The organism is Bradyrhizobium sp. 149, from assembly GCF_023073915.1.
Classification (GTDB): domain Bacteria; phylum Pseudomonadota; class Alphaproteobacteria; order Rhizobiales; family Xanthobacteraceae; genus Bradyrhizobium.
Map to the genome: position 1 here is coordinate 1,095,502 of NZ_JADPKK010000022.1, position 21,974 is coordinate 1,117,475.

Below are 21,974 nucleotides of genomic sequence, written 5' to 3' on the forward strand. Positions count from 1 at the left end.
CCGGCACGCGTCCTTCGCAACGGCGGGACGCCTCCGCCCCCTACTTCTTCACCTTGCTCGCGTCCATCTTGATCGCGGGATCGAGCATCCTGGTCGTGAACGCCGTTGTGACGTCGAACGGCTTCTCCATGCCGAGATAGGTCTGGACCAGCTCGTAGTCCCTTTTCATCCGCTCGCCGTCGATCCAGCCGAGCGACTTGGTCGTCGTGAATTCGTCCGTCATCAGGAACTTGATACGCTCCCACTGGCGCTCCTGGTTCGCCTTGTCGAGACCGGAGACCTGGTCGAGCAGCGCCTTCAGGCAGGGTGCGGCGTCGGCGACGCAAGTCGCGAAGGCCTTTTGCGTGACGCGCACGAACTCCTCGACCAGCTTCGGGTTCTTCTGCAGATAGCCCCCATTGACGATCAGCGAATTGCCGTAAGGGTTGAGCCCAATGTCCTTCCAGTTGACGTAGCCGAGATCGGGCCCGAACTCGATCACCTTCAAATCGTGCTCGTTGTAGAAGTCGCTGATGATATCGACGGTATGGCTCTTCAGCGCCGCGATTTTCGCGGTCGGCCCGACATTGACGAAGCCGACGGAGTCGGGCGCAAGCCCTGCGGCCTTGGCGAAGGCCGGCCACATCACGCGCGAGGCGTCCCCGGGCGGATTGCCGATCTTGTGGCCCGCAAAATCCTTCGCCCCGTTCACGCCGTAGCTCTTCAGCCAGTAGAAGGTCTGCCCGGTATTGGCATAGACGCTCATCACGGCAACAGCGTCGGCCCCCTTGCTCTTCGCCACCAGCATGGTGGCGAGATCGGCGACGCCGAAGGGCGAGCCGCCGGAGCCGACCTTGGCGGCGGAGACGCCGGAGCCCTTGCCGACCTCGATGGTCAGATCGATGCCCGCCTTCTCGTACCAGCCTTGCGCCTTGGCGTAATAATACGGCGAGTGATCGGCTGTCGGTGCCCAATTCAGGATCAGATTGACCGCCTCGCCCGCGGTCGCCGGCACCGCCGCTGAACCGCACATCAGGGCCAAAGCCAGCGCCGAGCCCGCCGCCTGCAAACGCTTCATCGCATCTCTCCTCGTTGCCCGCGACCCGGCTTGTCGCTCTCCCCCTGTGAGGATACCAATGCAACAAGGCCGCCCTCCACTTGTCAACTGTTTGGTTGGAAATGCCCGCAAAACGTCCAGGCGACACCGTGCCGCAGCGGCGCGATCCCGTCGCCACACGCAAGAAGCTGCTCACCGCGGCGCGCGAGGAGTTCGCAAGGCACGGCTTTGCCGGCGCCCGCGTCGACGAGATCGCGATGCGCGCCGGCGTCAACAAGCAGCTCGTCTACCACTATTTCGGTGACAAGGATTCGCTCTATCTTGCTGTCCTCGAATGGGTTTACGCCGACATCCGCGAGCAGGAGCGCCAGCTCAATCTCGAAGGTCTGGCGCCGGAAAAGGCGATCAGGAAACTGATCGAGGCCTCGTTCGATTACCTCGCGGCAAACCCCGATTTCATCGTGCTTCTGAACGACGAGAACCGCGGCGGCGCGCGCCACGTCCGCGGCTCGACGCGGCTGGAGGCGATGCATTCGCCGCTGGTGAAGAGCGTGTCCCACATCCTTCACGAGGGCGTCCGCGCCGGAATGTTCCGCAAGGGGATCGACCCGATTCAGCTCTATATCTCCATTGCCGGCCTCAGCTATTTCTATCTCTCCAACACACCGACGCTGTCCGCGATCTTCGGCAAGGACCTGTCGAGCCGGGCCGCAAAGCGCGCCCGCCGCCGGCACGTCGCCGATCTCGTGCTGCATTCGCTCCGGCCGTAATCAACCAACTGGTTGAAACTTCCCTCAAGGCCGGTTAGGCTTGCGACCAGCGGCAAGGTGGCCGCTGGCAACAGGAGCAACCGGTGGCAGGAGACGGCGCCCGCAATACGCGCAGCTTTGCGATCGTTCTGATCGTGCACCTCGCGGTGCTCGTGCTCTGGCAGGTCCTGGTCGATGCCTTCCACGTGCCGAAGTTCATCCTGCCCTCGCCGCTCGCGACCATCCAGACGCTGGGCACTGCAAGTTACGCCTGGGGCGCCAATACGCTGGTGACGGCGATCGAGATCCTGGGCGGCTTTGCGCTCGGCGCATTCGTCGGCGTGGCGCTGGCCGTCATCTTCAGCTGGGCACCGCTGATCAGCCTGGTGCTGCTGCCGCTGTTCGTGACGCTGAACATGATTCCGAAAGTGGCGCTCGGCCCGCTCCTCATCGTCTGGTTCTCCTACGGCATCGTGCCGAACATCCTGATCGCCTTCAGCATCTGTTTCTTCCCGATCCTGCTTACCACCGCGCGGGGCTTGCGCGAGGTCGAGCCGGATCTGCTCGATCTCGTCAAATCGCTGCGCGGCTCGCGCTGGACGCTGTTCCGCAAGATCCAGCTGCCGGGATCGCTGCCTTACATATTCTCCGGCATGAAGGTCGGCGCCATCCTCGCGGTCGCCGGGGCCATCGTCGGCGAGTTCATCGCCTCCGAGCGCGGGCTCGGCTACCTCATGATCCAGGTGCAGTCGTCGCTCGACACGCCCGCGATGGTGATGGCCGTCGTGCTGCTGACGCTGCTCGGGGTCGCCCTTTATGGATTCGTGCTAGCCCTCGAACGCATATTTGTCGTCGGCGACGCAAGACAAACCTGAAAACGGCAGAATTAGAGACCAAGGACGAAATCCATGCTCCTCACCCGCCAGACACTGCCGAAAACGATCCCTGATATCGCTGCGCTCGACGATCTCCTGTGCCGGCCAACGCAGGCGTTGATCGACGACCTTGCCAAGGTCAAGGGCGACATCATGATCCTCGGCGTCGCCGGCAAGATGGGCCCAACGCTGGCGGGGCTTGCCAAGGCGGCGGCGCCCGATCGCCGCGTCATTGGCGTCGCTCGCTTCAGCGACCCAAGCCTCAAGGACTGGCTGCATGCGCGCGGCGTCGAGACCATCAATTGCGATTTGATGGACGAGACCGCGATTCAGGCGCTGCCGAAGGCGCCCAACATCATTTTCATGGCCGGCCGCAAATTCGGCGCCGAAGGCGATCTGTCGCTGACCTGGGCGATGAATGCGCACGTGCCGGCGCTGGTCGCGCAGACCTTCCCGTCTTCGCGGATCGTGGCGTTCTCGACCGGCTGCATCTATCCCTTCGTCGCCGTCGACGGCAAAGGCTCGACCGAAGACATGGCGCCGAACCCGCCGGGCGAATACGCCCAGTCCTGCGTCGGCCGCGAGCGCATGTTCGAATATTTTTCGCGCAAGTTGGGAACGTCGGGGCGGCTGTTCCGCCTCAACTACGCGATCGACATGCGCTATGGCGTGCTGCACGACATCGCAATGAAAGTGCTTACGGGCACGCCGATCGATGTCAGCATCAGCCATGTCAATTTCATCTGGCAGGGCGATGCCTCGTCGCAGGCGCTGCGCTGCCTCGCGCATTGCACCACGCCGACCTCGCCGATCAATGTCAGCGGCCACGAGATTCTGGCGGTGCGCGATCTCGCAGCAAGATTCGGCGCAAGGTTCGGCCGCGCGCCAGTGCTGACAGGAAACGAAGAGCCGACGGCGTGGCTGACCGACACGTCCAAGTCCGTCGAGCTGTTCGGGCTGCCCGTCGTCGACACCGAGCAGCTGATCGCCTGGACGGCGGATTGGGTCTCCCGCGCCATGCCGAGCCTCGGCAAGCCCACCAAATACGAGGTGCGCGATGGACGCTACTGACGATCCGCGCATCATCAGGCTTGGCGTCGAAGACGCGGCGGCGGGCCTCGTGCTCTCAACCGAGGCGCACTGGAACCAGAATGAAGACGACTGGCGCTTCTTCCTAGGTGAAGGCGTCGTGCTCGGCATCCGTGATGGCGCACAACTGGTCGCGACCGCGGCGCTCCTGCCCTACCCCGGCAACAACGCCTGGATCAGCATGGTGCTGGTGACGGCAAGCCATCGCCGCCGCGGCCTCGCAACCCGGCTCGTCGATGCCTGCCTGGAGACGGCGCGCAAAAGCGGCCTGACGAGCTGGCTCGATGCGACGCCTGATGGTGCTGCCGTCTATGGGCCGCTTGGGTTCACGCCGACCCTGCAATTGCGCCGCCTCAAGCTGATGACATCCGGTCAGGCGGCCGCGCGACCACCTTCAACCGGGACGCTCGACGCGCTTCGGGCGCGCGACCGGCGGACCACCGGTTTCGATCGAACCGCCCTGCTCACGGCTTTCGCGCAGCGGCCAGGCTCGAGCATCGTCTCCGCGAACCGCGCCATGGCGCTGGTTCGCGGCGGACGCACTGCGCGCCATATCGGCCCGGCGTTTGCCGACAACGCGGCCGCCGCGCTGGCCCTGGTCGATGCCATCGCGCGATCGGAGACCGGGCCGCTACTGCTCGACGCCGTCGCGTCGCAACCTGCGTTCCTGGAAGGACTGACCGGCTCCGGCTGGACCATCGAGCGGCCGTTCCAGCGCATGCGGTTCGGCCCCGCCACTGCCACGGGTGAGGAAATGCCATTCGCCGTCGCCGGCCCTGAATTCGGATAGGACATCATGCACCACAGCCAGATCAACAGCGAAGTCCGCAAGCTGATCGCCGACGGCACCGTGCTGCCGGCACATCCCCTCGCGCTCACCGCCGAACGTCAGCTCGACAAGAAGCACCAGCGCGCGCTGACGCGCTACTACATCGACGCCGGGTCCGGCGGCCTTGCGGTCGGCGTGCACACCACGCAGTTCGCGATCCGCGATGTCGGCCTCTACGGTCCCGTGCTCGAGCTCGCCGCCGAGACGGCGGCGAACTGGACCAAACGTCCGCTGGCGATGGTCGCAGGCCTTGCCGGCCCCACCCGGCAGGCAACCACTGAAGCCCGCACCGCGCGCGACATCGGTTATCACGCAGGGCTCCTCAGCCTCGCTGCGATGAAGAACGCGTCGGAGGACGAGATCATCGCGCATTGCGCAGCGATCGCAGCCGAAATCCCGCTGATCGGCTTCTACCTTCAGCCGGCGGTCGGCGGCGTGGTCCTGTCGAGCCGGTTCTGGCAGCGCTTTGCCTCGATCGACAACGTCATCGCGATCAAGATTGCGCCGTTCAATCGCTACAAAACTCTCGATGTTCTGCGCGGCGTCGCGGCGGCCGGCGCGCTTGACCGCGTTGCGCTCTATACTGGCAATGACGATCACATCCTGCTCGATCTGATGCTGCCGTTCGATCTGCGCGACAACGGAATCACCACGCGCGCTTATTTCAAAGGCGGCCTGCTCGGCCACTGGTCGGTCTGGACCGCGAGCGCCATAAAACAGTTCGAGCGCTGCAAGGCGGCGCGGCACAGGGATAGCGTACCGGCCGACCTGCTCGCGCTCGATGCCCGCGTCACCGACTGCAACAGCGCTTTCTTCGACGTCGCCAATAATTTTCACGGCTGCATTGCCGGCTGCCATGAGGTGCTGCGACGGCAGGGTCTGATGCAGGGCCTGTGGTGCCTCGATCCAAAGGAGGGCCTGAGCCCCGGCCAGAAGGACGAGATCGATCGCGTGTACCGGGAGCACGCCGACCTCAGCGACGACGCGTTCGTAGGCGCCAACTTGGACAAATGGCTGGCATGACCGAAGAGCCCTTCATCAGCCTGCAAGGCGTCCGGAAGGTTTACCGCAGCGGCGGTGCCGAATTCCTGGCGGTCTCCGACGTCACCATGGACGTGCAGGAAGGTGAGCTCGTCTCGCTGGTCGGCCCGTCCGGCTGCGGCAAGACAACGGTGATGAAGATTCTGGCCGGGCTACACGCCGCCGACGGCGGCACGGTGAAGATCGGCAATGCCACAAGCCCGTTCGATCCGGCTCGTGACATCGGCATGGTGTTCCAGCAGGCATTGCTCTTGAAGTGGCGTAACGTCCTGGACAACGTGCTGCTGCCGGCCGAGATCGTCGGCCTTCCGATGAAGGCCGCGCACGAGCGGGCGCGCGATCTGCTCAATCTGGTCGGGCTTGCCGGCTGCGAGCAGAAATATCCGCAGCAGCTGTCCGGCGGCATGCAGCAGCGCACGGCGATCGCGCGCGCCTTCATTCATGACCCGAAACTGATCCTGATGGACGAGCCGTTCGGCGCGCTGGACGCCTTGACGCGCGAGCAGATGAATCTGGAGATGCTGCGGATCTGGCGCGAGAGCGGCAAGACCATCGTCTTCGTCACGCACTCGATCCAGGAGGCGGTGTTCCTGTCCTCGCACTGCGCCGTGCTGAGCGCGGGCCCGGCGAAGATGGCCGATTATTTCCCGATCGACCTGCCCTTCCCGCGCGACCTTCCGCTCAAGACGACGGACGCGTTCGGCGCCTATGCACGGCGGATCTATGCGAAGTTGGGGCTTACCCCGTAGCCTGCGCGCGGCGCAAGCACCGCGCCCCTCTTGCGCTCAGGTCTTGTTGCGCATCTTGCCGAGCAGATAATTGTCGTAAAAATTCTCCGCAATCTGCGTGTAGAACAGCAGTTCCTTCATATAGGCGTCGTGGCTTTCCTTGGTGCGCTTGAACAGCTCGCTCTTGGCGGCGAGCTCGTTCAGATGCTCCTGGGTCGCGGCGTAGCAGGCCTCCAGCACCGGCTGCGGAAATGCCTTCAGCTCTGCACCATTGGCGATCAGCCGCTTCAGCGCCGCCGGATTCACGCTGTCGTACTTTTCGAGCATCCAGGCGCCGGCTGCCGAGCCGGCCTGGTTGACGATCGCCTGATACTGCTTCGGCAGCGAAGCCCATTTCTCGTCATTGACGATCATGTGCAGCATGGCGCCGCCCTCCCACCAGCCAGGGAAGTAATAGTACTTTGCGACCTTCTGGAAGCCGAGCTTCTCGTCGTCATAGGGACCAACGAACTCCGCGGCGTCAATCGTTCCCTTCTCGAGCGCAGGATACACGTCGCCGCCGGCGATCTGCTGCGGCACCACGCCGAGCCGCGCCAGCACGTGACCGCCCATGCCGGCGATGCGGAATTTGAGGCCCTTGAGATCGTCGACGGTCTTGATCTCCTTGCGGAACCAGCCGCCCATCTGGGTGCCGGAATTGCCGCAGAGAATGGCGTGGGCCTTGAACGGTTTCAGCGCCTCGTTGGTGAGCTCGGCGCCGCCGCCGAAATGCCACCAGGACTCCTGATGACGATGGTTCATGCCGAACGGCGCACCGGTCGCGTAGGCCAGCGCCGGCTCCTTGCCGATGTAGAAATAGAGCGGCGTCTGCGCCATCTCGACGGACGCGGTGCTGACGGCGTCGAGCGCCTGCAGGCCCGGCACGATCTCCCCGGCCGCAAAGGTCTGGATCTGGAATTTGTTGTCGGTCGCTTCAGCGACGTATTTCGCGAAGGTCTGCGCGGTGCCATAGATGGTGTCGAGCGATTTCGGAAAGCTCGAGGTCAGGCGCCACTTGATCTCGGGCATCGACTGCGCAATCGCAGGTGCGGCAACCAGCGTCGTCGCGCCGGCGGCCGCGCCGACCGTGAGGAATGTACGGCGTTTCATGATGGGTCTCTCCCTTGAGATCAGCTTGAGTTGATGGCCTTTGCCACGGGTCCTGGCCGACCGTTTGCCCGTTCCGGATGCGGAGTTCAAGCTGACAGAAAGGCCGAACCGCGGCGGGCGCCGAGGCCGCTCAGGCATCCTCAAGGAAGATCGACAGCGCCCGCTGCAATTCCTTGAAGGCGCGAACTCCGATCTTGGCCGCGAGGGCCTTTTCGCTTTCGGCGATCGCCGGCCGCAGGCGGCCGAGAAGTGCGGTGCCGGTCTCCGTCAGATACAGCACATAGTAGCGGCGGTTGATGGCGGAGGCCGAACGCTGCACCACGCCGCGCCGCTCCAGATGATCCACCAGCCGCCCAAGCCCCGCCCGCTCGATCGATAAGGATTGCGCGATGGCGAGCTGGTTGACGCCCGGATTGGCCTCGATCACCGACAGCACGGAAAACTGCGCCGGACTGATGTCGAAGGCTGCGAGCCGCCGGCTGACATCCTTGAACACCCAGAGCTGCGCCCGCCGGAGGCGATAGCCGAGCGAACGGGACAGATCGACCGAGGCCAGCAGCCTTGGCCGGGCTGGCTTTGCGGCCAGTGCCGAGCGCGGCGCGAACCGCGAGGGCTTGGCAACTGACGGTTTTGCAACGGGCGCACTGCGCTGGGCTGCCTTGGCGGATCGCTTCCTGACACCAGCCTTCTCCCGCTCCATCGACGACCATCTTTCACACGCCGGCGCAGCGGCATCAGCCCGGGTGTTCCGGGATTCGATCGCCAAGACTATCGCACTCGACCCGGATCGGGAAGCAGAGCGACCTGCCTTGCCGGTACAGCTTCGACGAGAGGTTGCATCGCGAACTCGCGCAGTGCGTCATGTTGACACGTCAACATCGCTCGCTTAAGGATCGGGAAAACCTGCCAACGCACGAGCAGGCTTCAGGGGAGCTAACGTCCTTGTCTTCATCCGGGATGGGCAACGATCCGCATGCCATGGCATCGCGGCGAGACGATCGCCTACGTCCGCGCGTTGTCTCGTGCTTCGCATCGCGGAGTTCGCGGCCTTTCGACGACCCCGAATTCTCAATCAACAGCGACATCGCTCACAGCCGCGACGACGCCCACAGCCAGGGCCGGCGCCGCACGATGCCGCGTGGACGACCGCTGTTCGGACCATCATCAAACTGGGAGGGCATGACATGAAACGACTACTTCTCGCCTCGACGATCGTGGCCGGTTGGACGGCGCTCGGCTCACAAGCCATTGCGCACGGACTGCCGCCGAGCGGCGTTGCCCCGCGCTCGTCCTGCACGGCGCTCACCGGCCTCACACTGCCGAACACGCAGATCCTGAGCGCGACCCAGAAATCGGGTTATTGCAACGTGATCGGCATCATCAACAAGCGGGTCTCGACCCAGGACCCAGACCACTTCACCTATGGGATCGGCTTTGCGCTCAACCTGCCTAATACCTGGCATGGGCGCTTCGAGATGATGGGCGGCGGCGGCACGGATGGCAGCCTCCAGGCCGACCCGCAAGGCGCCGCGGGTGTCGAGCTCGGCCAGGGCTGGGCCGTCGCGGCCAATGACGGCGGCCATGAAGACAGCGCCAGCAACGTCGTCGGCGGCCATCAGGACGACGATCCGAATGCCGGCGGGTCGGCGCACTTCGCGATCGACGCCCAGGCGCGCAGGGACTACGGCTACAACGGCATCGAGAAGACCGCGATGATCTCCAAGCAGATCATCGCCTATTTCTACGGCTTCGAGACCGTCCATTCCTACATCATGGGTTGCTCGAACGGCGGTCGCGACGCGATGGTTGCCTCGCAGCGATCGCCATGGCTGTTCGACGGCGTGATTCAGCAAAATCCCGGATTCAACCTGCCGCAGGCGGGCATCGCGGAGGCCTGGAACGAGCAAGTGCTCGGCAAGCTCGCAACCAGCACCGACATCAACGGGCAGCCGTTCATTCCCGACACGTTTCCGCAGCAGGACCTCCAGGTCGCCTCGGCCGCGATCCTGAGCGCCTGCGACGCCCTCGACGGACTGGTCGACGGGATCATCGACAATTATCACGCCTGCACCGCGAAGAAGGTGTATCCGGCACTCGCCAGTTACACCTGCGGCACCGGCTCGCACGGCAGCACGCCCCATGGCGGCACCTGCCTGACCGACGCGCAAGTGGACGCGTTGAAGAAGATCTATGCCGGGCCGGTCAACTCCAAGGGGCAGCGGCTCTATTCGAACTGGTTCTGGGATGCCGGCATCTGGACGCCGCCCACCGCCCCCGGCGCGGGCTGGGGTTTCTGGAATGTCGTCACCGCGCCGGTGCCCGGCGTCAACACCGCGATCAATCTGACGCTCGGTGCGGGCGCGATCCCGATGATCTTCCAGACGCCGCCCGTGGTCACGCCGGTCAACGGGCCGAACGGACAGGAAGCCTTCGTGTTCCGCTTCAATTTCGACACCGACGCGCCGAAGATCTTCACCAGGACTCAGGCCTATCCCGAAAGCGCGATGGACTTCATGGCCGCGGTCTCGACCGATTTGCGTCCATTCAGGGCGCGCGGCGGCAAACTGATCATCTCCTCCTCGGTCAATGACGGCATATTCTCCGGCGCCGCGATCGCGCGTTGGTATCGCAACATGGACCGGCACACGAGCGGTCGCGCGACCGATTTCGCCCGGCTGTTCATGGTGCCGAACATGGCCCATTGCGGCGGCGGCGCGGCCACGACGAGCTTCGCGGCGAACGAGCTCAAGGCCATCACCGATTGGGTCGAGAAAGACATCGCGCCGGAACGCATCGTGGCGACCAACACCAACGCCACCTCGCCCTATCCGAGCGGCGGCGTTTTCGATCCGCGAATTGCGATGAACTTCCCGACGGGCGGCACACGACCGCTGTGCGTCTATCCAAAGATCGCCGCCTACAAGGGCAGCGGCATGACCAACGATGCCGGCAATTTCGCCTGCATCGACCCCGGCTTCAAGCCGGGCGGCGACCACAATTTCCATGACGATGATGACGGACGCGGAGACGACAGGCACTGATCCCGTACAGACTCGTTAGCGAGCTCAACTAGCACGGCGCGCGGTTCTGCCGCGCGCCGCATGCGCAAGAGTGCGCACGATCGCACTCCAAGCAATGACGGATGGAAGGAGCCGCTCCTAGAGCAGCTTGGCGCTCACGAACAGCGCGCGCACGGCGTTGGTCGCCTGCACGACGAGCATGGCGTCGTCGGCGGCGCCTTCGAGCGCGGCGACCGCGTCCTCGTGCAGCGAGCGGAATTCCATCCACTCCACCGACTTGAAGTTGGTGAGGAATTGATAGGCCTGGCCGACGGTCGCAATCGCCAGCGTGTCGCCGTTCAGCTTGATCTTGAACGTCGTGCGCAGCGGGGTCTCGGAATTTTGCGGATCACTCATGGGCTGCTTCTGGAGGATGACGGCTTAACGAAGGGAAAACGGCAGCCCCGCCGTGGCAGACAAAGATCAGGAGTCGGTGCTCGCGCGCTGCGAGGCGGTCGCCGATGGGCTCAGCCTCGGCACCACGACCAGACGGTTGAACTCACCATTGTCGTAAGCCTTCATGAATCGATCATAGTCCTTGATCGAAACGCAGCCGTTGGAATCGCCACGCGGCCCGAGCATGTAATTGTGGGTGAGCAGGCCGACGCGGCCGAGCGCGCTGGTGCCCTCGGTGGGCGTCAAGCGCAGCGCGCGGACGCCGTGGAACAGTTTTTCGCGCGGCTTCAGGTCGTAGGTCGCGGGCGGGGTTGCGCCGACCATCCGCTGGTCGACGTGCTCCGGATCGTCCATCAGCGCGCCCATGCCGGAATGCGCTTCCAGCGCGACGCCGCTCGGCAGGTAGAGCGCCTTGGCGGAGATGTCGTAGACCGCCGTCCGCGAATCGTAACCGAGCGCGGCGAGATCCGGCGCCTTGCCGAACAGGCCGCTGTCCGGCGTCAGCGAGGCGAGCTTGATCTTGTCGGTGAATTTTTCGAAGAAGTTGCGGTTGTCGATCCTGGGGTTGGTCTCCGCATAGGCTTGGCTCGAGGCGATTTGGGCGGAGAAGTCTGCCTGGGTCGGGCGCGAGCGCGGCATCGGGACGGCATCGGCTTGTTGCAAGGGTCTCCTCTCGTCAACCACGTGCCGGTCGTCGTCGGTCAGGGTCGAGCGCCAATCGTCGCCCTGAAGCTTCTGGGCGAGCATCGCCTTGGCGTCGCGTAATTTGAGCTGGACCGCATTTACCGCTGAGCGCTCGAGCGTCCGCAGACCGAGCTCGCGGGCGGGCGGATTGCCGGACGCCGAAGCGAAACGATCATCGAACGAGGGCGCATTGGCCGGCGGCAGTGCGGCGGTGACCAGCGAGGCCGAATCGCCGATATCCGCGACCCAGGCGGCAGCGCCCAGCGCCAGCGCGACGCCAGCCAGAGACAGCAATATCGTCTCGGCTCGCCCAATACGGCGGCGCGACAATAGCCTCTCGGCTTGTGCGCGGTCGGAAACCATCAGATCCCCAAAATCGACCCCCAGGGAGACCCACCCCCACCCGGAGACTCTGTACCAGCTACCACATTGGGAGCCAAAAGTTAGGCATAATCGCGGCCGACAAGGATTCGGCAAGGGGTTCAGCCAAGGTTCGGCAAGGGTTCAGCAGGCATCCCAAGGTATCTAATGACCGATCCTTTCGACCTTATTCGCTTTGTCCGGGCCCAGGACCCGGTCTATCGCGACATCCAGGGGGAGCTGATCCGGGGTCGAAAGCAGAGCCACTGGATGTGGTTCGTCTTCCCGCAGATCGCCGGCCTGGGCTTCAGCGCCATGTCGCAGCGCTACGCCATCGCCTCCCGCGCCGAGGCCAAGGCCTACCTCGGCCACCCCATCCTCGGTCCGCGCCTGATCGAATGCACGAGGCTCGTGCTTGCCGTCGAGGGCCGGACCATCAACGCCATCCTCGGCGCGCCCGATGACACCAAATTCCGTTCGTCGATGACGCTGTTCGACGCTGTGTCCGACGAACCCGTTTTCGACGAGGCGCTCGCCCGATTTTTTTCCGGCGAGCGCGACGGCGCTACGCTGGAGATCCTGTCGAAGCTCGATCGGCCGACATAGCGCGTCGGATCAGCGCCCCTGAAAGACCGCCGCGCGACGCTCGATGAAGGACTGAATGCCCTCCTTCGCGTCGGCACTGGCAAGCACGCGATCGCGGATTGTCGGGATATAGGCGATCGCCGCCGCCTCGCCGCCTTCGATATATTTGGCCGCGGCTTCCTTGGTGACCTGGAGACCGAGCGGCGCATTGCGCGCGATGATGGCGGCGAGCGCCATCGCCCGCTCGACCTGCTCTCCCGCCGGCACAACCTCCTGGACGAGACCGATCGTGTGGGCGCGCTCGGCTGAAAACTCGTCGCACAGGAACAAATGATACATCGCGTCACCCCAGCCGGCGCGCGACAGAAAGCGGAAATGCGCGCCCCCGAGCGGCGCAATGCCGCGCTTGGACTCCATCTGGCAGAAGCGCGCATCGGCGGCGGCGACCACGATGTCGCCGGCGAGCATCAGCTCGATGCCCATCGTGAACACGATGCCCTGCACGGCGGTGATAACAGGCTTGCGGCAGCGCTTGGCAAGGCCGAACGGATCGACATTGCCTTCCCTGATATTGCGCTTCTCCGCAGTCGGGCCGAAGAATTTCGGCATGTCCAGACCGGCGGTGAAATCCCTGCCCTCGGCGCAAACCACGCCGACGCGATAGGCCTCATTGTCGTCCAGCTCAGTCAGCGCATCGGACAATTGCTCCATCATCGCCGGCGTGAACGCGTTCTTCTTCGCTGCGTTATCGATGACGATCTTGAAGACATGGCCGTGCATCTGGGTGCGGATCTGACCTTCGCTCATTTCGTTTCTCTCCGGATTGGTCGTCGGTGTCGGCAAATCAGGTCGCCGGCTGAATTGCCGCGCGGATAGCCTCGATCCGCTGCGGCGTGAATACGCCGGAATCCAGGAGCTGGAGGATCGAGAGCACGCCGCCGCGCGATCCCCAGCTTCCCTCCTCGATGATCTCGAAATTGACCCACCAGCTTGGCGCAGGCGCCTGCATGCCGCAGGCCTCCGCAAGCCGCGCCAGCACATTGCGGATCACCTCCGCTCGCACCTCGGCAGGCCAGGCCGCGTTCATCACCGCGATGTTGACGGTCATCACGTCGCGGGGCGTTTCCTGGTCGGACAGGAGCCGCCCGCCGATCGCCATGCAGTCGGCTGGCAGGTCATGGAAATGCACCTGAAAGCCCATTCGCGCCGCCGGCGCATGCTGGCCGATCTCGGGCGCGAGCACGGCGTCGGTCAGGCTTTTGGCGAGGCAGCGGCGCTGCGCCAGGCCGAGCCGGCCGGCGGGTGCGGTCACGGTGATGATGGTCAACGTATCCCTTTCCGCGATTATGACGTGCGTCATATCGCAGTGGCACTTGCCTATGTCAAGCGTCATAGTCTAGATGAAGCACGCCAACTACGGAAGTTCCGATGACCACCACGCGCGACAAGATGATCGCCGGCGCCGCCGACCTGATGAGCCGGCGCGGCATCAACGCCACCAGCATGCGCGACGTCGTCCGCCATACGGCAACGCCACGCGGCTCGATCAGTCACCACTTCCCGGACGGCAAGCGCCAGTTGATCGCCGCGGCCGTGACCTTTGCCGGCAAGCAGGTGTCGATTCCCCTGGAGAAGGCCATGAAGGAACGCGGCGTGATCGGTGGCTTGCGAGCTTTCGTCGCATCGTGGCGCCGCCAGCTGGAAGCGACCGGCTTCGAGGCCGGCTGCCCCGTGCTCGCGGTCGCCGTCGACCGCTATGTCGGAGAAGCCTCCGACAAGGACGACAAGACGGCGCAACAGCATCTGCTCGATCTTGCCGACGGCGTGTTCGCCGATTGGCGACAGATCATGCGCTCAGCCCTCCTGCGCGAGGGAGTGGCCGCCGATCGCGCGGAGCGGCTTGCAACGCTGGTCGTCGCCTCGATCGAAGGCACGGTCGCAATGTGCCGCGCAAATCGCAGCGCCGACGCGCTCGATCGGGTGCAAGAGGAGTTGGAGACGGTTCTGTCCTCTGCCCTCGCCCGCACACCAGGATAGAATGGAGACGCACCGATGGATCTCGCTCGACAACGCGAACTCGCCCGCCATCTCGCCGATCTGCGCCGCGCGGGCCGGCAGCAAAGCGGCCTCGAGCACCGGCTGGTACCGCCGGATGCCGACACGGCGTACCGCGTCGCGCAGATGGTGGAAGAAGAATTGGGCTGGGACGTCGTCGGCTGGAAGATCGCCGGCATGAAACCCGGGCTCCAGCGCCAGCTTCGCATCTCCACGCCGATCTATGGGCGGGTGTTCGCGCCACTGATCAAGACCTCGCCCGCGAGCGTGGAACACATCAAGCAATGCAGTCCGATTCCGGAGGTCGAGTACCAGGTCCGCCTCGGCGCTGACCTGCCGCCGCGCGCGAAGCCCTATGCGGTGGAAGAGGTCGGCGATGCCGTCGCTTCGCTGCATCCCGGCATCGAGCTCGCCGAATGCCGCTTCGTCCACGACGCGGCGTTTCCCCCGATGCCCGCGATCATGGCCGACGGCTCCGGATCGGGAACGATCGTGCTTGGCGAGCCCATCGCGGACTGGCGCAAACGCGACATTGCCAATCAGGAGGTCGTCCTGAACTGCAACGACGCCGAGAGACGACGCGGCAGCGCTGCAGAGGCGATCGATCATCCGCTGGTGCCGCTCGCCTGGCTCGCCAATGAGCTGTCACGAACCGGCATCGGCCTCAAGGCCGGCCAGACCATCTCCACCGGCACGCTGACAGGCATGCTGCGGCCGAAGCGGGGCGAGACTTACGTCGCCGATTTCGGTCCGCTGGGAACCGTAAGCGCGACCTACGCCTAGACGGACGGACCCAGCGCGCGGTTGTCCGCGGTCATCAGCGTAAACCCGGGATTAACATCGCCTGCCTATTGTCCGGGCAAATATTCTCCCCGCGCCAATTGCCGGACAGATCATGAAAATCGGTACGCTTCTGACCACCGCCATCGTCTCGCTCTCGACCGTCGGCGGCGGCCTCGCCGTCTACGTCGCCGTGACGAAGTACCAGACGATGGAGCGGATCACCGAAGCCCAGGGCCGGCTCGCGATCGTCCGCGCCGTCAGCGACATCCCGCGCTATCTCAATCCCGAGCGCGGCTTTTCCACCAACATCCTCTACGGCCCTGCCACGGTCGACCCGGCGCAGCTCGCCGAGCAGGGCAAGCTGCGCAAGCAGACCGACGGCGCCCGCGACAGGATGAACGCGCTGCGCAAGGACCTGCCCGGCCCGTTCGACGACGGCAACACCATCGGTGGCGGCATCGACGGCATCAATTCGAAATTCACGTCGCTGCGCGAGGCCATCGACAAGGCGATGGCCGGGCCGCCGGAGGCGCGCAAGGACGCGGCGAAGAAGATCGTCGCCGACAACGCCGTGCTCAATGGCAGCGTGACCGCGCTGCTCAACGAACAGGTCCGGCGCATGGCGATCCTGAACGGCGATGCCTATCGGCAGGCCAGCTACGCCAACATCGCCATGACATTGCGCGACGTGGGTGGCTTCAATTCGAGCCTGCACAAGAATCTCGTCGGAGGCAACAAGCCGGCAACGGACACCGAGAAGGCCGAGATCAGCCGCTCACAGGGCCGCAACGACCAGATCGTGATGGCGCTGCTGGAATTGCGCGGCAATCCGGCAACTCCGGCGAACGTCGCCGCCGCGCTGGAGAAGTTCAACGCGGTCTATATCGAGGAGTTCGGCCGCGAGCTGAAGCTGGTGAAGGACGGTGCGGTCAGCGGCAAGTACGAACACGACATGGACACCTATTACACCGCCACCCAGCGCGGCCTCGGCACCATCATCGAGGTCCGGGACGCCTTCTACGACAACGCCGAACATATCCTCGCCGGCGCTTCCTCGGCTGCGCGCACGAGCTTCACCATCGCGCTGCTCGGCCTTGCTGCCGTGCTGATTGCGAGCGTCGGCCTTGTCGTGATGGTCCGCCGCCGCGTCTGCGCCCCGATCGTCAGCCTGACGACGCGGATGTCGCGGCTCGCCGAGGGCGATGTTGCGGAAAAGATTCCCGGCACTGACCGTTCCGACGAAATCGGCGCGATGGCCGCGGCTGTCGGAGTGTTCAAGGACAATATGATCCGCGCCGACCGGCTCGCGGCGGAAAAGCAGGCCGAGAACGACGGCAAGATGCGCCGCGCACAGGCGCTCGACGGGCTCACCCGCGCGTTCGAAGCCAAGGTCACCGAGCTCGTCGGCGGCCTGTCGAAGGCCTCCTCCACCATGGAAAGCACGGCGCAGTCGATGACCTCGACGGCGGCCCAGACCAACAGTCAGGCCGCGGTCGTCGCCGCCGCCTCGCAGCAGACCTCGACCAACGTGCAGACCGTCGCGAGCGCCACCGAAGAGCTGACCTCCTCGATCTCGGAGATCGGCCGTCAAGTGGCCCAGTCCACCGTGATTGCGGCCCGCGCCGTCGACAACGCCCGCCGCACCGGCGACACCGCCCGCACGCTCGCCGAGGGCGCGCAAAAGATCGGCGACGTCGTGACGCTGATCCAGAGCATCGCCGAGCAGACCAATTTGCTGGCGCTCAACGCCACCATCGAGGCCGCCCGCGCCGGCGATGCCGGCCGCGGCTTTGCGGTGGTGGCTGCCGAGGTGAAGTCGCTGGCGGGCCAGACCGCCAAGGCCACCACCGAAATCTCCGAGCAGATTTCGGCGATCCAGGCCGCGAGCGACGAGACGGTGGCCGCGATCCGCAACGTCGCCGACGTGATCGGCGAGATCGACCAGATCGGCACCGCGATTGCGGCCGCGATCGAGGAACAGGGCTCGGCGACCAAGGAGATCGCCCGCAGCGTCCAGGAGGCCGCACGCGGCACCCAGGAGGTCAACACCAACATATCGGGCGTGCAGCGCGCCGCCGACGACACCGGTACGGCCGCGAGGCAGGTGCTGGGCGCAGCCGAGCAGCTCTCGACCCAGTCACGCGACCTCGCCGGACAGTTCGACCGCTTCCTCGGTGAGGTCAGGGCCGCGTAAGGCGCTCAATACGGCGGCGCCTTGCGCGCCCGCTGGGCCTTGGCGGCCTCGATCCACCACGAGAGATCATCGGCAAAGCGCGGGAAGGCGCGTTCGAGCGCCTTGCCGCCCTCGCCGATCGGCTCGCCCGCCTCCGACAGCGTCTGCGCGATCGGGCCGACGCCGATGGTGCTCGATACCACCACCATACCCATCTCCGAAAGCGTGCCGTGCCATGCGGTCGAAGCGCGTGCGCCGGAGAGGCGGCCGGCGGAATAACTGACAATCGCGGCCGGACGCCAAAACCATTCCTCCAGGAAATGGTCGGTGAGATTCTTCAGACCAGGCTGGATTCCCCAATTGTATTCGCCGGTGACGAAGACAAAACCGTCGGCGCCGCGGATCTCTCCGGCGAGCTTCTCCAGCGCCTCGGGTGCGGAGCCCTTGGGATATTCCTTGTACATGCGATCGAGCATCGGCAGGCCGATCGCCTTGGCGTCGATCAACACGACGTCGTCGCCGCGGCCGCGCAGGCGATCGATGACGAAATTCGCAAGGCGAATGCCCATGCGGTCGGAACGGTAGGAACCGTAGAGGACGAGGATGCGATTGCTCATGGCCGGTGGTCTAGCACGAGTCAGGAGCGCGGAGTGGCTCCTTTGTCAGCGGCGCTTCAGTGTGCAGCGCGATGTCTGGCGCGGTGCGGAATGGACCGGCAGGCCAGTCCTTCCGCCAGCAGCTTCATGTCCTCGTGCCGGCCGCTGCGGATCAGCCTGCTGAACTCTTCGGCCGTGAAAGGAAGAGTTGGATCATCATCGATCGGGCGCCGCACTCGCGGACCGAAGAACCGTCGAACCAGGCTAGCCAGCCGCCGCATGTCAATTCCCTCGCGCCAGCATCAAACCTCTCAGTGCGCACATTGTTCCTCCTGCATGATCGAGATTGCAAGAGGCCGCCAAGCGCTCAGCACTAAAAATTTCGCGAGAGAATAATCTCCTCTGCGTGCACTACTCGGCGAAGCCGACGTAGCGAACGAAATCATCGTTGCCCTCGCGATCCGAGCGAACGGCGTTCGCGGCAAAGTTGTCGTCGGGATAACCCATCGCGACGCAGGTCATGATCACCTCGTCCTGCGGAATGTTTGCGACCTCGCGCACGATGTCGGACCGCATGATGCCCTGCCCGTTGATCACCGAACCGAGACCGCGGTCCCAGGCCGCGAGCACGATGCCGTAGCAGAGCGCGCCCAGATCGAAATGACAGACCGCGCCGGGATCTAGCACGCGGTCATAGGTCAAGACCAGCGAGACCGGCGCGTCGAACTGGCGGAAGCCGCGCAGCACCCAGTCCTGGCGCATCGGTTTGTCATCCCGCGCGATCCCCATTGCGCCGAACAGTTTCTTGGCGACGTCGACCTGCCGCGTCCGGTGCACACCCTGGTACTCGCCGTGGCTGACGATGTCGCGCTTGACCTTGGCGCCGCCGACCATTTCCTCCATGTTGCGTCGGCGCAGCTGTTCCAATGGCCTGCCTGCGAGCACGTGGACATGCCAGGGCTGGGTGTTCATCGACGACGGCGCACGTTTGGCGCTGTCGATGATCGCCTCGATCACCGCGCGCGGCACCGGCTCGTTCCTGAAGCCACGCACGCTACGGCGCGACTGGACCAGCGTTTCGAATTCCACCTCAAGGCCTCCCTGCCCGTTCATCCCTTGGCACCCAACATGCGAGCGGTTGCCGATGCGGCGCGCAAAATCTATGCTAACCCGCAAGCAAGACCAAGAACCCTGTGAGGACCCCATGGCCGCACCGCTCGATCCCGTCATCGCCCAGATCATTCCCCTGCTGCCGATGCGCGATGCCACGACGATGACGCCACAGAGCGCCCGCGATTCCTTGCGTGCACTGGCTGCCTCGCGCGCGGCCATACCGCCGCCGCCGGTCGACATGGTTGCGGATATCAAGGTGAAAGGCGGGGCAGGCCCGCTCGATGCACGTGTCTACCGGGTCGGCACCACGCCCGCGCCGACCGTGGTGTTCTTCCACGGCGGCGGCTGGGTCGCGGGCGACCTCGAGACCCACGACCGGCAGGCGCGCAACCTTGCGATCGAGACCGGCGCGGTCGTCGTCTCCGTCGATTATCGCCGCCCGCCCGAAACGCGCTTTCCCGGCGCGTTCGAGGACGCCTTTGCCGCGGTCAGCGACGTGTTTGGCCGCGTCGCGGAATTTGGCGGCGACGCAAAACGCTTCGGCGTTGCCGGCGACAGCGCCGGCGGCAATCTCGCGGCCACCACCGCGATCGCCTGCCGCGACGCCGGCATCAGGCTCGCTGCGCAACTGCTGGTCTATCCTGTGACGGACGTCCTCGGCAGCTATGCGGACGCGCGCGAGAACGCACGCTTTCCCTCGCGCGCCGAGAATGCCGAAGGCTACTTCCTCTCCCGCGCCGTGATGGAGTGGTTTTGCGGTCATTATCTCGCCGATCCCTCGCACGCGACCGACTGGCGAGTTTCACCGCTACGCGCGACCTCGCTCGCCGGCGTCGCGCCCGCGATCGTCACCACCGCCTGGTTCGATCCCCTGCGCGACGAGGGTGCCGCCTATGCACGGGCGCTGGAAGCCGCCGGCGTGCGGGTGAAGCACCATGAAGGGCCCGGCCTGATCCATGGTTATTTTGGTCTCGGCGATGCCTCCGAGGTGGCGCGCGCCGAAGCGCAGCGTGCACGTGCGGACTTCAAGGCGCTTCTCGCGCGCGGCGTCTGAGGGCCATGACCGGAGGGCAGTATCGACCTCTGCCGGCCAGCGGTCAGGCCTTGGCTGCGGGCACCTCGAAGAAGCCCGTCGCCTGAACGAGCCGGCCGTCGTCGCCGAAGCGGCCGAAGCTCTCGCCCGTGACGAACACGCGACCGGCGCCGTCGTACATCGTCCAGCGAAAAAGCCCCTGCCCGTGGTGTTCGAGGAAGCTGTCATTCCTGAAATGCGCGCCAGGAAACTTGAGCTGGGTTTGACCGATGCGGGCCAGCAAGGCGTCACGTCCCTCGATCTGCGAGCCCGGATCGGTATACACGCAGTCCGCCGCCACGCTTTGCTCGAGCAGCCGACGCCGCTCGTCCTCGTCAATTGGTCCCCACGCCGCCTGATAGGTGTTCCAGGTTTTCAATCGCGCTTCATCGTTCATGTCACAGAACCTCTCATGGCTTCATGCCGCTTCCGACAAATTGACAATTGTCGATATTTTGTCAATATAGGCGACGCGCGGTTCCGACGTTCGTGAGGCTCATGGCTCGTTCCAGCATTTCGAAAGAGGAGCTAGCCCTCGAGGCTGCGACGGAGGTGTTCTCGCGCTACGGTTATGCCCGCACGACAATGGGCGACATCGCCGCCGAGGCGGGAATGTCGCGGCCGGCGCTCTATTTGCTCTTCCCCGACAAGGACGCCGTGTTTGCGGCGGTGATCCGGAGAATGGACGAGCAGAAGCATCGCGACATCCGGGCCGCCATCGCGCGCCTCGACGGCCTTTACGCCAAGCTGCTCCACGCCTGCAAATCCTGGGGATCGCATGGCTTCGACCTGATCGAGGCGCATCCCGATTCGGCAGATCTCTTCGACCTCCGTTTCCCGGCGGTCCGGACGGTCTACGACAACTTCCAATGTTTGGTCGCCGACCTCATCCGCGATCAGGTGAAGGCCGCTGGGATAGCGGACGAGCCGGAGGTGCTGGCGCGATGCTTGGTGTTCGGCATGCGGGGGCTGCGCGAAACGGCCAGGAACGGCAAGGAGATGCGGCGGCTGATCGCCATTCAGGTCACGATGCTCGTCAGAAGCATCGATGACAGCACTTGAGCTGCGAAGAGCCGCCTATTGCACGCTGCGCGCCCGTTGCGCGCCGGTGTGCCCCCACGTCTGGTCCCAATCCTGACCGGCGGCATCGACGACGCGGCCGTCGGCTTCGAAGAACTTGTTCGGTACCTGGAAGATCGCCAGAATCAAGGCGCCCTCCGGGCACCAGGCGGCGTGCCGACTGCCCGCCTCGCGCCAGATGAATTCGCCGGCCTTGCAGGCGATCCCCCTGGCCGGCCCCTCGTTGTCGACGAGAGCGCCCTCGATGACATAACTCTGCTCGACGCCGACATGCTCGTGATCGGGCAGCACCGATCCCGGCGCAAAGCGCATCAACGCAGTCATCAGGCCGCTGCTGCGATCGAACAGCAGCGTCTTGGCCTCGCAGCCGGGAAAGCGCGTCTTCTGCCATTCCATCTCTTGCGGCCGAACCAGATGCGAATGCTGATCTGCGGCGGCTTGCGGCACTTTCGGAATCACGGCGTCCATCACGATGCTCCCTCCGGCTAAACTCGCCCGAAGCTAGCAGGGTCGCCCGGCCCG

General features: G+C 64.9%; 24 protein-coding genes. 13 read left to right on the forward strand and 11 right to left on the reverse strand.

The features are described from left to right. Positions 1-40: 40 nt before the first annotated feature. The gene (locus IVA88_RS22900; RefSeq protein WP_247499423.1) at positions 41-1,057 is read right to left on the reverse strand and encodes an ABC transporter substrate-binding protein; all 1,017 of its coding nucleotides are present in this window, start codon (positions 1,055-1,057) and stop codon (positions 41-43) included. A 101-nt stretch (positions 1,058-1,158) separates the two neighbouring features. On the opposite strand from IVA88_RS22900, the gene IVA88_RS22905 reads away from it, so the two are divergent. From IVA88_RS22905 to IVA88_RS22930, 6 genes are all read left to right on the forward strand, one after another. Further along, positions 1,159-1,806 (forward strand): TetR/AcrR family transcriptional regulator, encoded by a 648-nt coding sequence (locus tag IVA88_RS22905; protein WP_247499424.1) that lies wholly within the window; start codon positions 1,159-1,161, stop codon positions 1,804-1,806. A gap of 83 nt (positions 1,807-1,889) precedes the next feature. Beyond that, a complete protein-coding gene (locus tag IVA88_RS22910; RefSeq protein WP_247499425.1) occupies positions 1,890-2,660 on the forward strand; it encodes an ABC transporter permease in 771 nt (256 codons plus the stop codon). 33 nt (positions 2,661-2,693) lie between these two features. Continuing rightward, positions 2,694-3,731, forward strand: coding sequence for an NAD-dependent epimerase/dehydratase family protein (locus tag IVA88_RS22915; protein ID WP_247499426.1), 1,038 nt, complete (start codon positions 2,694-2,696; stop codon positions 3,729-3,731). Then, a complete protein-coding gene (locus IVA88_RS22920) occupies positions 3,718-4,539 on the forward strand; it encodes a GNAT family N-acetyltransferase (protein WP_247499427.1) in 822 nt (273 codons plus the stop codon). The genes IVA88_RS22915 and IVA88_RS22920 overlap by 14 nt, the downstream gene beginning before the upstream one ends. A 6-nt stretch (positions 4,540-4,545) precedes the next feature. Then, the gene (locus tag IVA88_RS22925; RefSeq protein ID WP_247499428.1) at positions 4,546-5,601 is read left to right on the forward strand and encodes a dihydrodipicolinate synthase family protein; all 1,056 of its coding nucleotides are present in this window, start codon (positions 4,546-4,548) and stop codon (positions 5,599-5,601) included. Then, positions 5,589-6,368 carry an ABC transporter ATP-binding protein gene (locus IVA88_RS22930; protein ID WP_247499429.1) on the forward strand — a complete coding sequence of 260 codons (780 nt, stop codon included), beginning with the start codon at positions 5,589-5,591 and terminating at the stop codon, positions 6,366-6,368. Before IVA88_RS22925 ends, IVA88_RS22930 begins: the two co-directional genes overlap by 13 nt. Before the next feature lie 36 nt (positions 6,369-6,404). Here IVA88_RS22930 and IVA88_RS22935 read toward each other — a convergent pair whose 3' ends face one another. Next, positions 6,405-7,496 carry a TRAP transporter substrate-binding protein gene (locus IVA88_RS22935; RefSeq protein WP_247499430.1) on the reverse strand — a complete coding sequence of 364 codons (1,092 nt, stop codon included), beginning with the start codon at positions 7,494-7,496 and terminating at the stop codon, positions 6,405-6,407. 130 nt (positions 7,497-7,626) lie between these two features. Next, the gene (locus tag IVA88_RS22940; RefSeq protein ID WP_247499431.1) at positions 7,627-8,196 is read right to left on the reverse strand and encodes a MarR family transcriptional regulator; all 570 of its coding nucleotides are present in this window, start codon (positions 8,194-8,196) and stop codon (positions 7,627-7,629) included. 484 nt (positions 8,197-8,680) lie between these two features. On the opposite strand from IVA88_RS22940, the gene IVA88_RS22945 reads away from it, so the two are divergent. Continuing rightward, entirely contained in the window at positions 8,681-10,537 is a 1,857-nt protein-coding gene (locus IVA88_RS22945; protein WP_247499432.1) for a tannase/feruloyl esterase family alpha/beta hydrolase, read from the forward strand. Positions 10,538-10,654: 117 nt separating this feature from the next. Here the strand turns inward: IVA88_RS22945 and IVA88_RS22950 are convergent, their stop codons facing one another. Both IVA88_RS22950 and IVA88_RS22955 read right to left on the reverse strand, forming a co-directional pair. Continuing rightward, the gene (locus tag IVA88_RS22950; RefSeq protein WP_247499433.1) at positions 10,655-10,912 is read right to left on the reverse strand and encodes a hypothetical protein; all 258 of its coding nucleotides are present in this window, start codon (positions 10,910-10,912) and stop codon (positions 10,655-10,657) included. Between the two features lie 66 nt (positions 10,913-10,978). Further along, on the reverse strand, positions 10,979-11,929 hold the full coding sequence (locus IVA88_RS22955) for a DUF2778 domain-containing protein (RefSeq protein WP_247499434.1): 951 nt from the start codon (positions 11,927-11,929) through the stop codon (positions 10,979-10,981). A 234-nt stretch (positions 11,930-12,163) separates the two neighbouring features. Here IVA88_RS22955 and IVA88_RS22960 point away from each other — a divergent pair, with 234 nt between their 5' ends. Next, positions 12,164-12,601 carry a DUF1810 domain-containing protein gene (locus IVA88_RS22960; protein ID WP_247499435.1) on the forward strand — a complete coding sequence of 146 codons (438 nt, stop codon included), beginning with the start codon at positions 12,164-12,166 and terminating at the stop codon, positions 12,599-12,601. Between the two features lie 9 nt (positions 12,602-12,610). Here IVA88_RS22960 and IVA88_RS22965 read toward each other — a convergent pair whose 3' ends face one another. Continuing rightward, on the reverse strand, positions 12,611-13,387 hold the full coding sequence (locus IVA88_RS22965) for a crotonase/enoyl-CoA hydratase family protein (RefSeq protein ID WP_247499436.1): 777 nt from the start codon (positions 13,385-13,387) through the stop codon (positions 12,611-12,613). Positions 13,388-13,424: 37 nt separating this feature from the next. Beyond that, complete coding sequence (locus IVA88_RS22970; RefSeq protein ID WP_247499437.1) at positions 13,425-13,907, reverse strand: tautomerase enzyme; 483 nt, start codon at positions 13,905-13,907, stop codon at positions 13,425-13,427. Between the two features lie 101 nt (positions 13,908-14,008). On the opposite strand from IVA88_RS22970, the gene IVA88_RS22975 reads away from it, so the two are divergent. The 3 genes from IVA88_RS22975 to IVA88_RS22985 all read left to right on the forward strand — a co-directional run bounded on the left by IVA88_RS22975 (position 14,009) and on the right by IVA88_RS22985 (position 17,612). Then, positions 14,009-14,617: a helix-turn-helix domain-containing protein gene (locus IVA88_RS22975; RefSeq protein ID WP_247499438.1), complete on the forward strand. Its 609-nt coding sequence runs from the start codon at positions 14,009-14,011 to the stop codon at positions 14,615-14,617. Positions 14,618-14,632: 15 nt separating this feature from the next. Beyond that, entirely contained in the window at positions 14,633-15,418 is a 786-nt protein-coding gene (locus tag IVA88_RS22980; protein WP_247499439.1) for a fumarylacetoacetate hydrolase family protein, read from the forward strand. Between the two features lie 112 nt (positions 15,419-15,530). Continuing rightward, positions 15,531-17,612 (forward strand): methyl-accepting chemotaxis protein, encoded by a 2,082-nt coding sequence (locus tag IVA88_RS22985; RefSeq protein WP_247499440.1) that lies wholly within the window; start codon positions 15,531-15,533, stop codon positions 17,610-17,612. 5 nt (positions 17,613-17,617) lie between these two features. Here IVA88_RS22985 and IVA88_RS22990 read toward each other — a convergent pair whose 3' ends face one another. Further along, positions 17,618-18,208: an NADPH-dependent FMN reductase gene (locus IVA88_RS22990; protein WP_247499441.1), complete on the reverse strand. Its 591-nt coding sequence runs from the start codon at positions 18,206-18,208 to the stop codon at positions 17,618-17,620. A gap of 390 nt (positions 18,209-18,598) precedes the next feature. Beyond that, positions 18,599-19,276, reverse strand: a complete 678-nt coding sequence (locus IVA88_RS22995; protein ID WP_247499442.1) for a nitroreductase — start codon at positions 19,274-19,276, stop codon at positions 18,599-18,601. A 115-nt stretch (positions 19,277-19,391) separates the two neighbouring features. On the opposite strand from IVA88_RS22995, the gene IVA88_RS23000 reads away from it, so the two are divergent. Beyond that, on the forward strand, positions 19,392-20,354 hold the full coding sequence (locus IVA88_RS23000; RefSeq protein WP_247499443.1) for an alpha/beta hydrolase: 963 nt from the start codon (positions 19,392-19,394) through the stop codon (positions 20,352-20,354). A 43-nt stretch (positions 20,355-20,397) separates the two neighbouring features. Here the strand turns inward: IVA88_RS23000 and IVA88_RS23005 are convergent, their stop codons facing one another. Next, positions 20,398-20,769 (reverse strand): nuclear transport factor 2 family protein, encoded by a 372-nt coding sequence (locus tag IVA88_RS23005; RefSeq protein WP_247499444.1) that lies wholly within the window; start codon positions 20,767-20,769, stop codon positions 20,398-20,400. Between the two features lie 101 nt (positions 20,770-20,870). Between IVA88_RS23005 and IVA88_RS23010 the strand changes: the two genes are divergently transcribed. After that, the gene (locus IVA88_RS23010; protein WP_247499445.1) at positions 20,871-21,434 is read left to right on the forward strand and encodes a TetR/AcrR family transcriptional regulator; all 564 of its coding nucleotides are present in this window, start codon (positions 20,871-20,873) and stop codon (positions 21,432-21,434) included. 15 nt (positions 21,435-21,449) lie between these two features. On the opposite strand, the gene IVA88_RS23015 is transcribed toward IVA88_RS23010, so the two are convergent. Then, positions 21,450-21,920 carry a cupin domain-containing protein gene (locus IVA88_RS23015; RefSeq protein WP_247499446.1) on the reverse strand — a complete coding sequence of 157 codons (471 nt, stop codon included), beginning with the start codon at positions 21,918-21,920 and terminating at the stop codon, positions 21,450-21,452. Positions 21,921-21,974 lie beyond the last annotated feature (54 nt).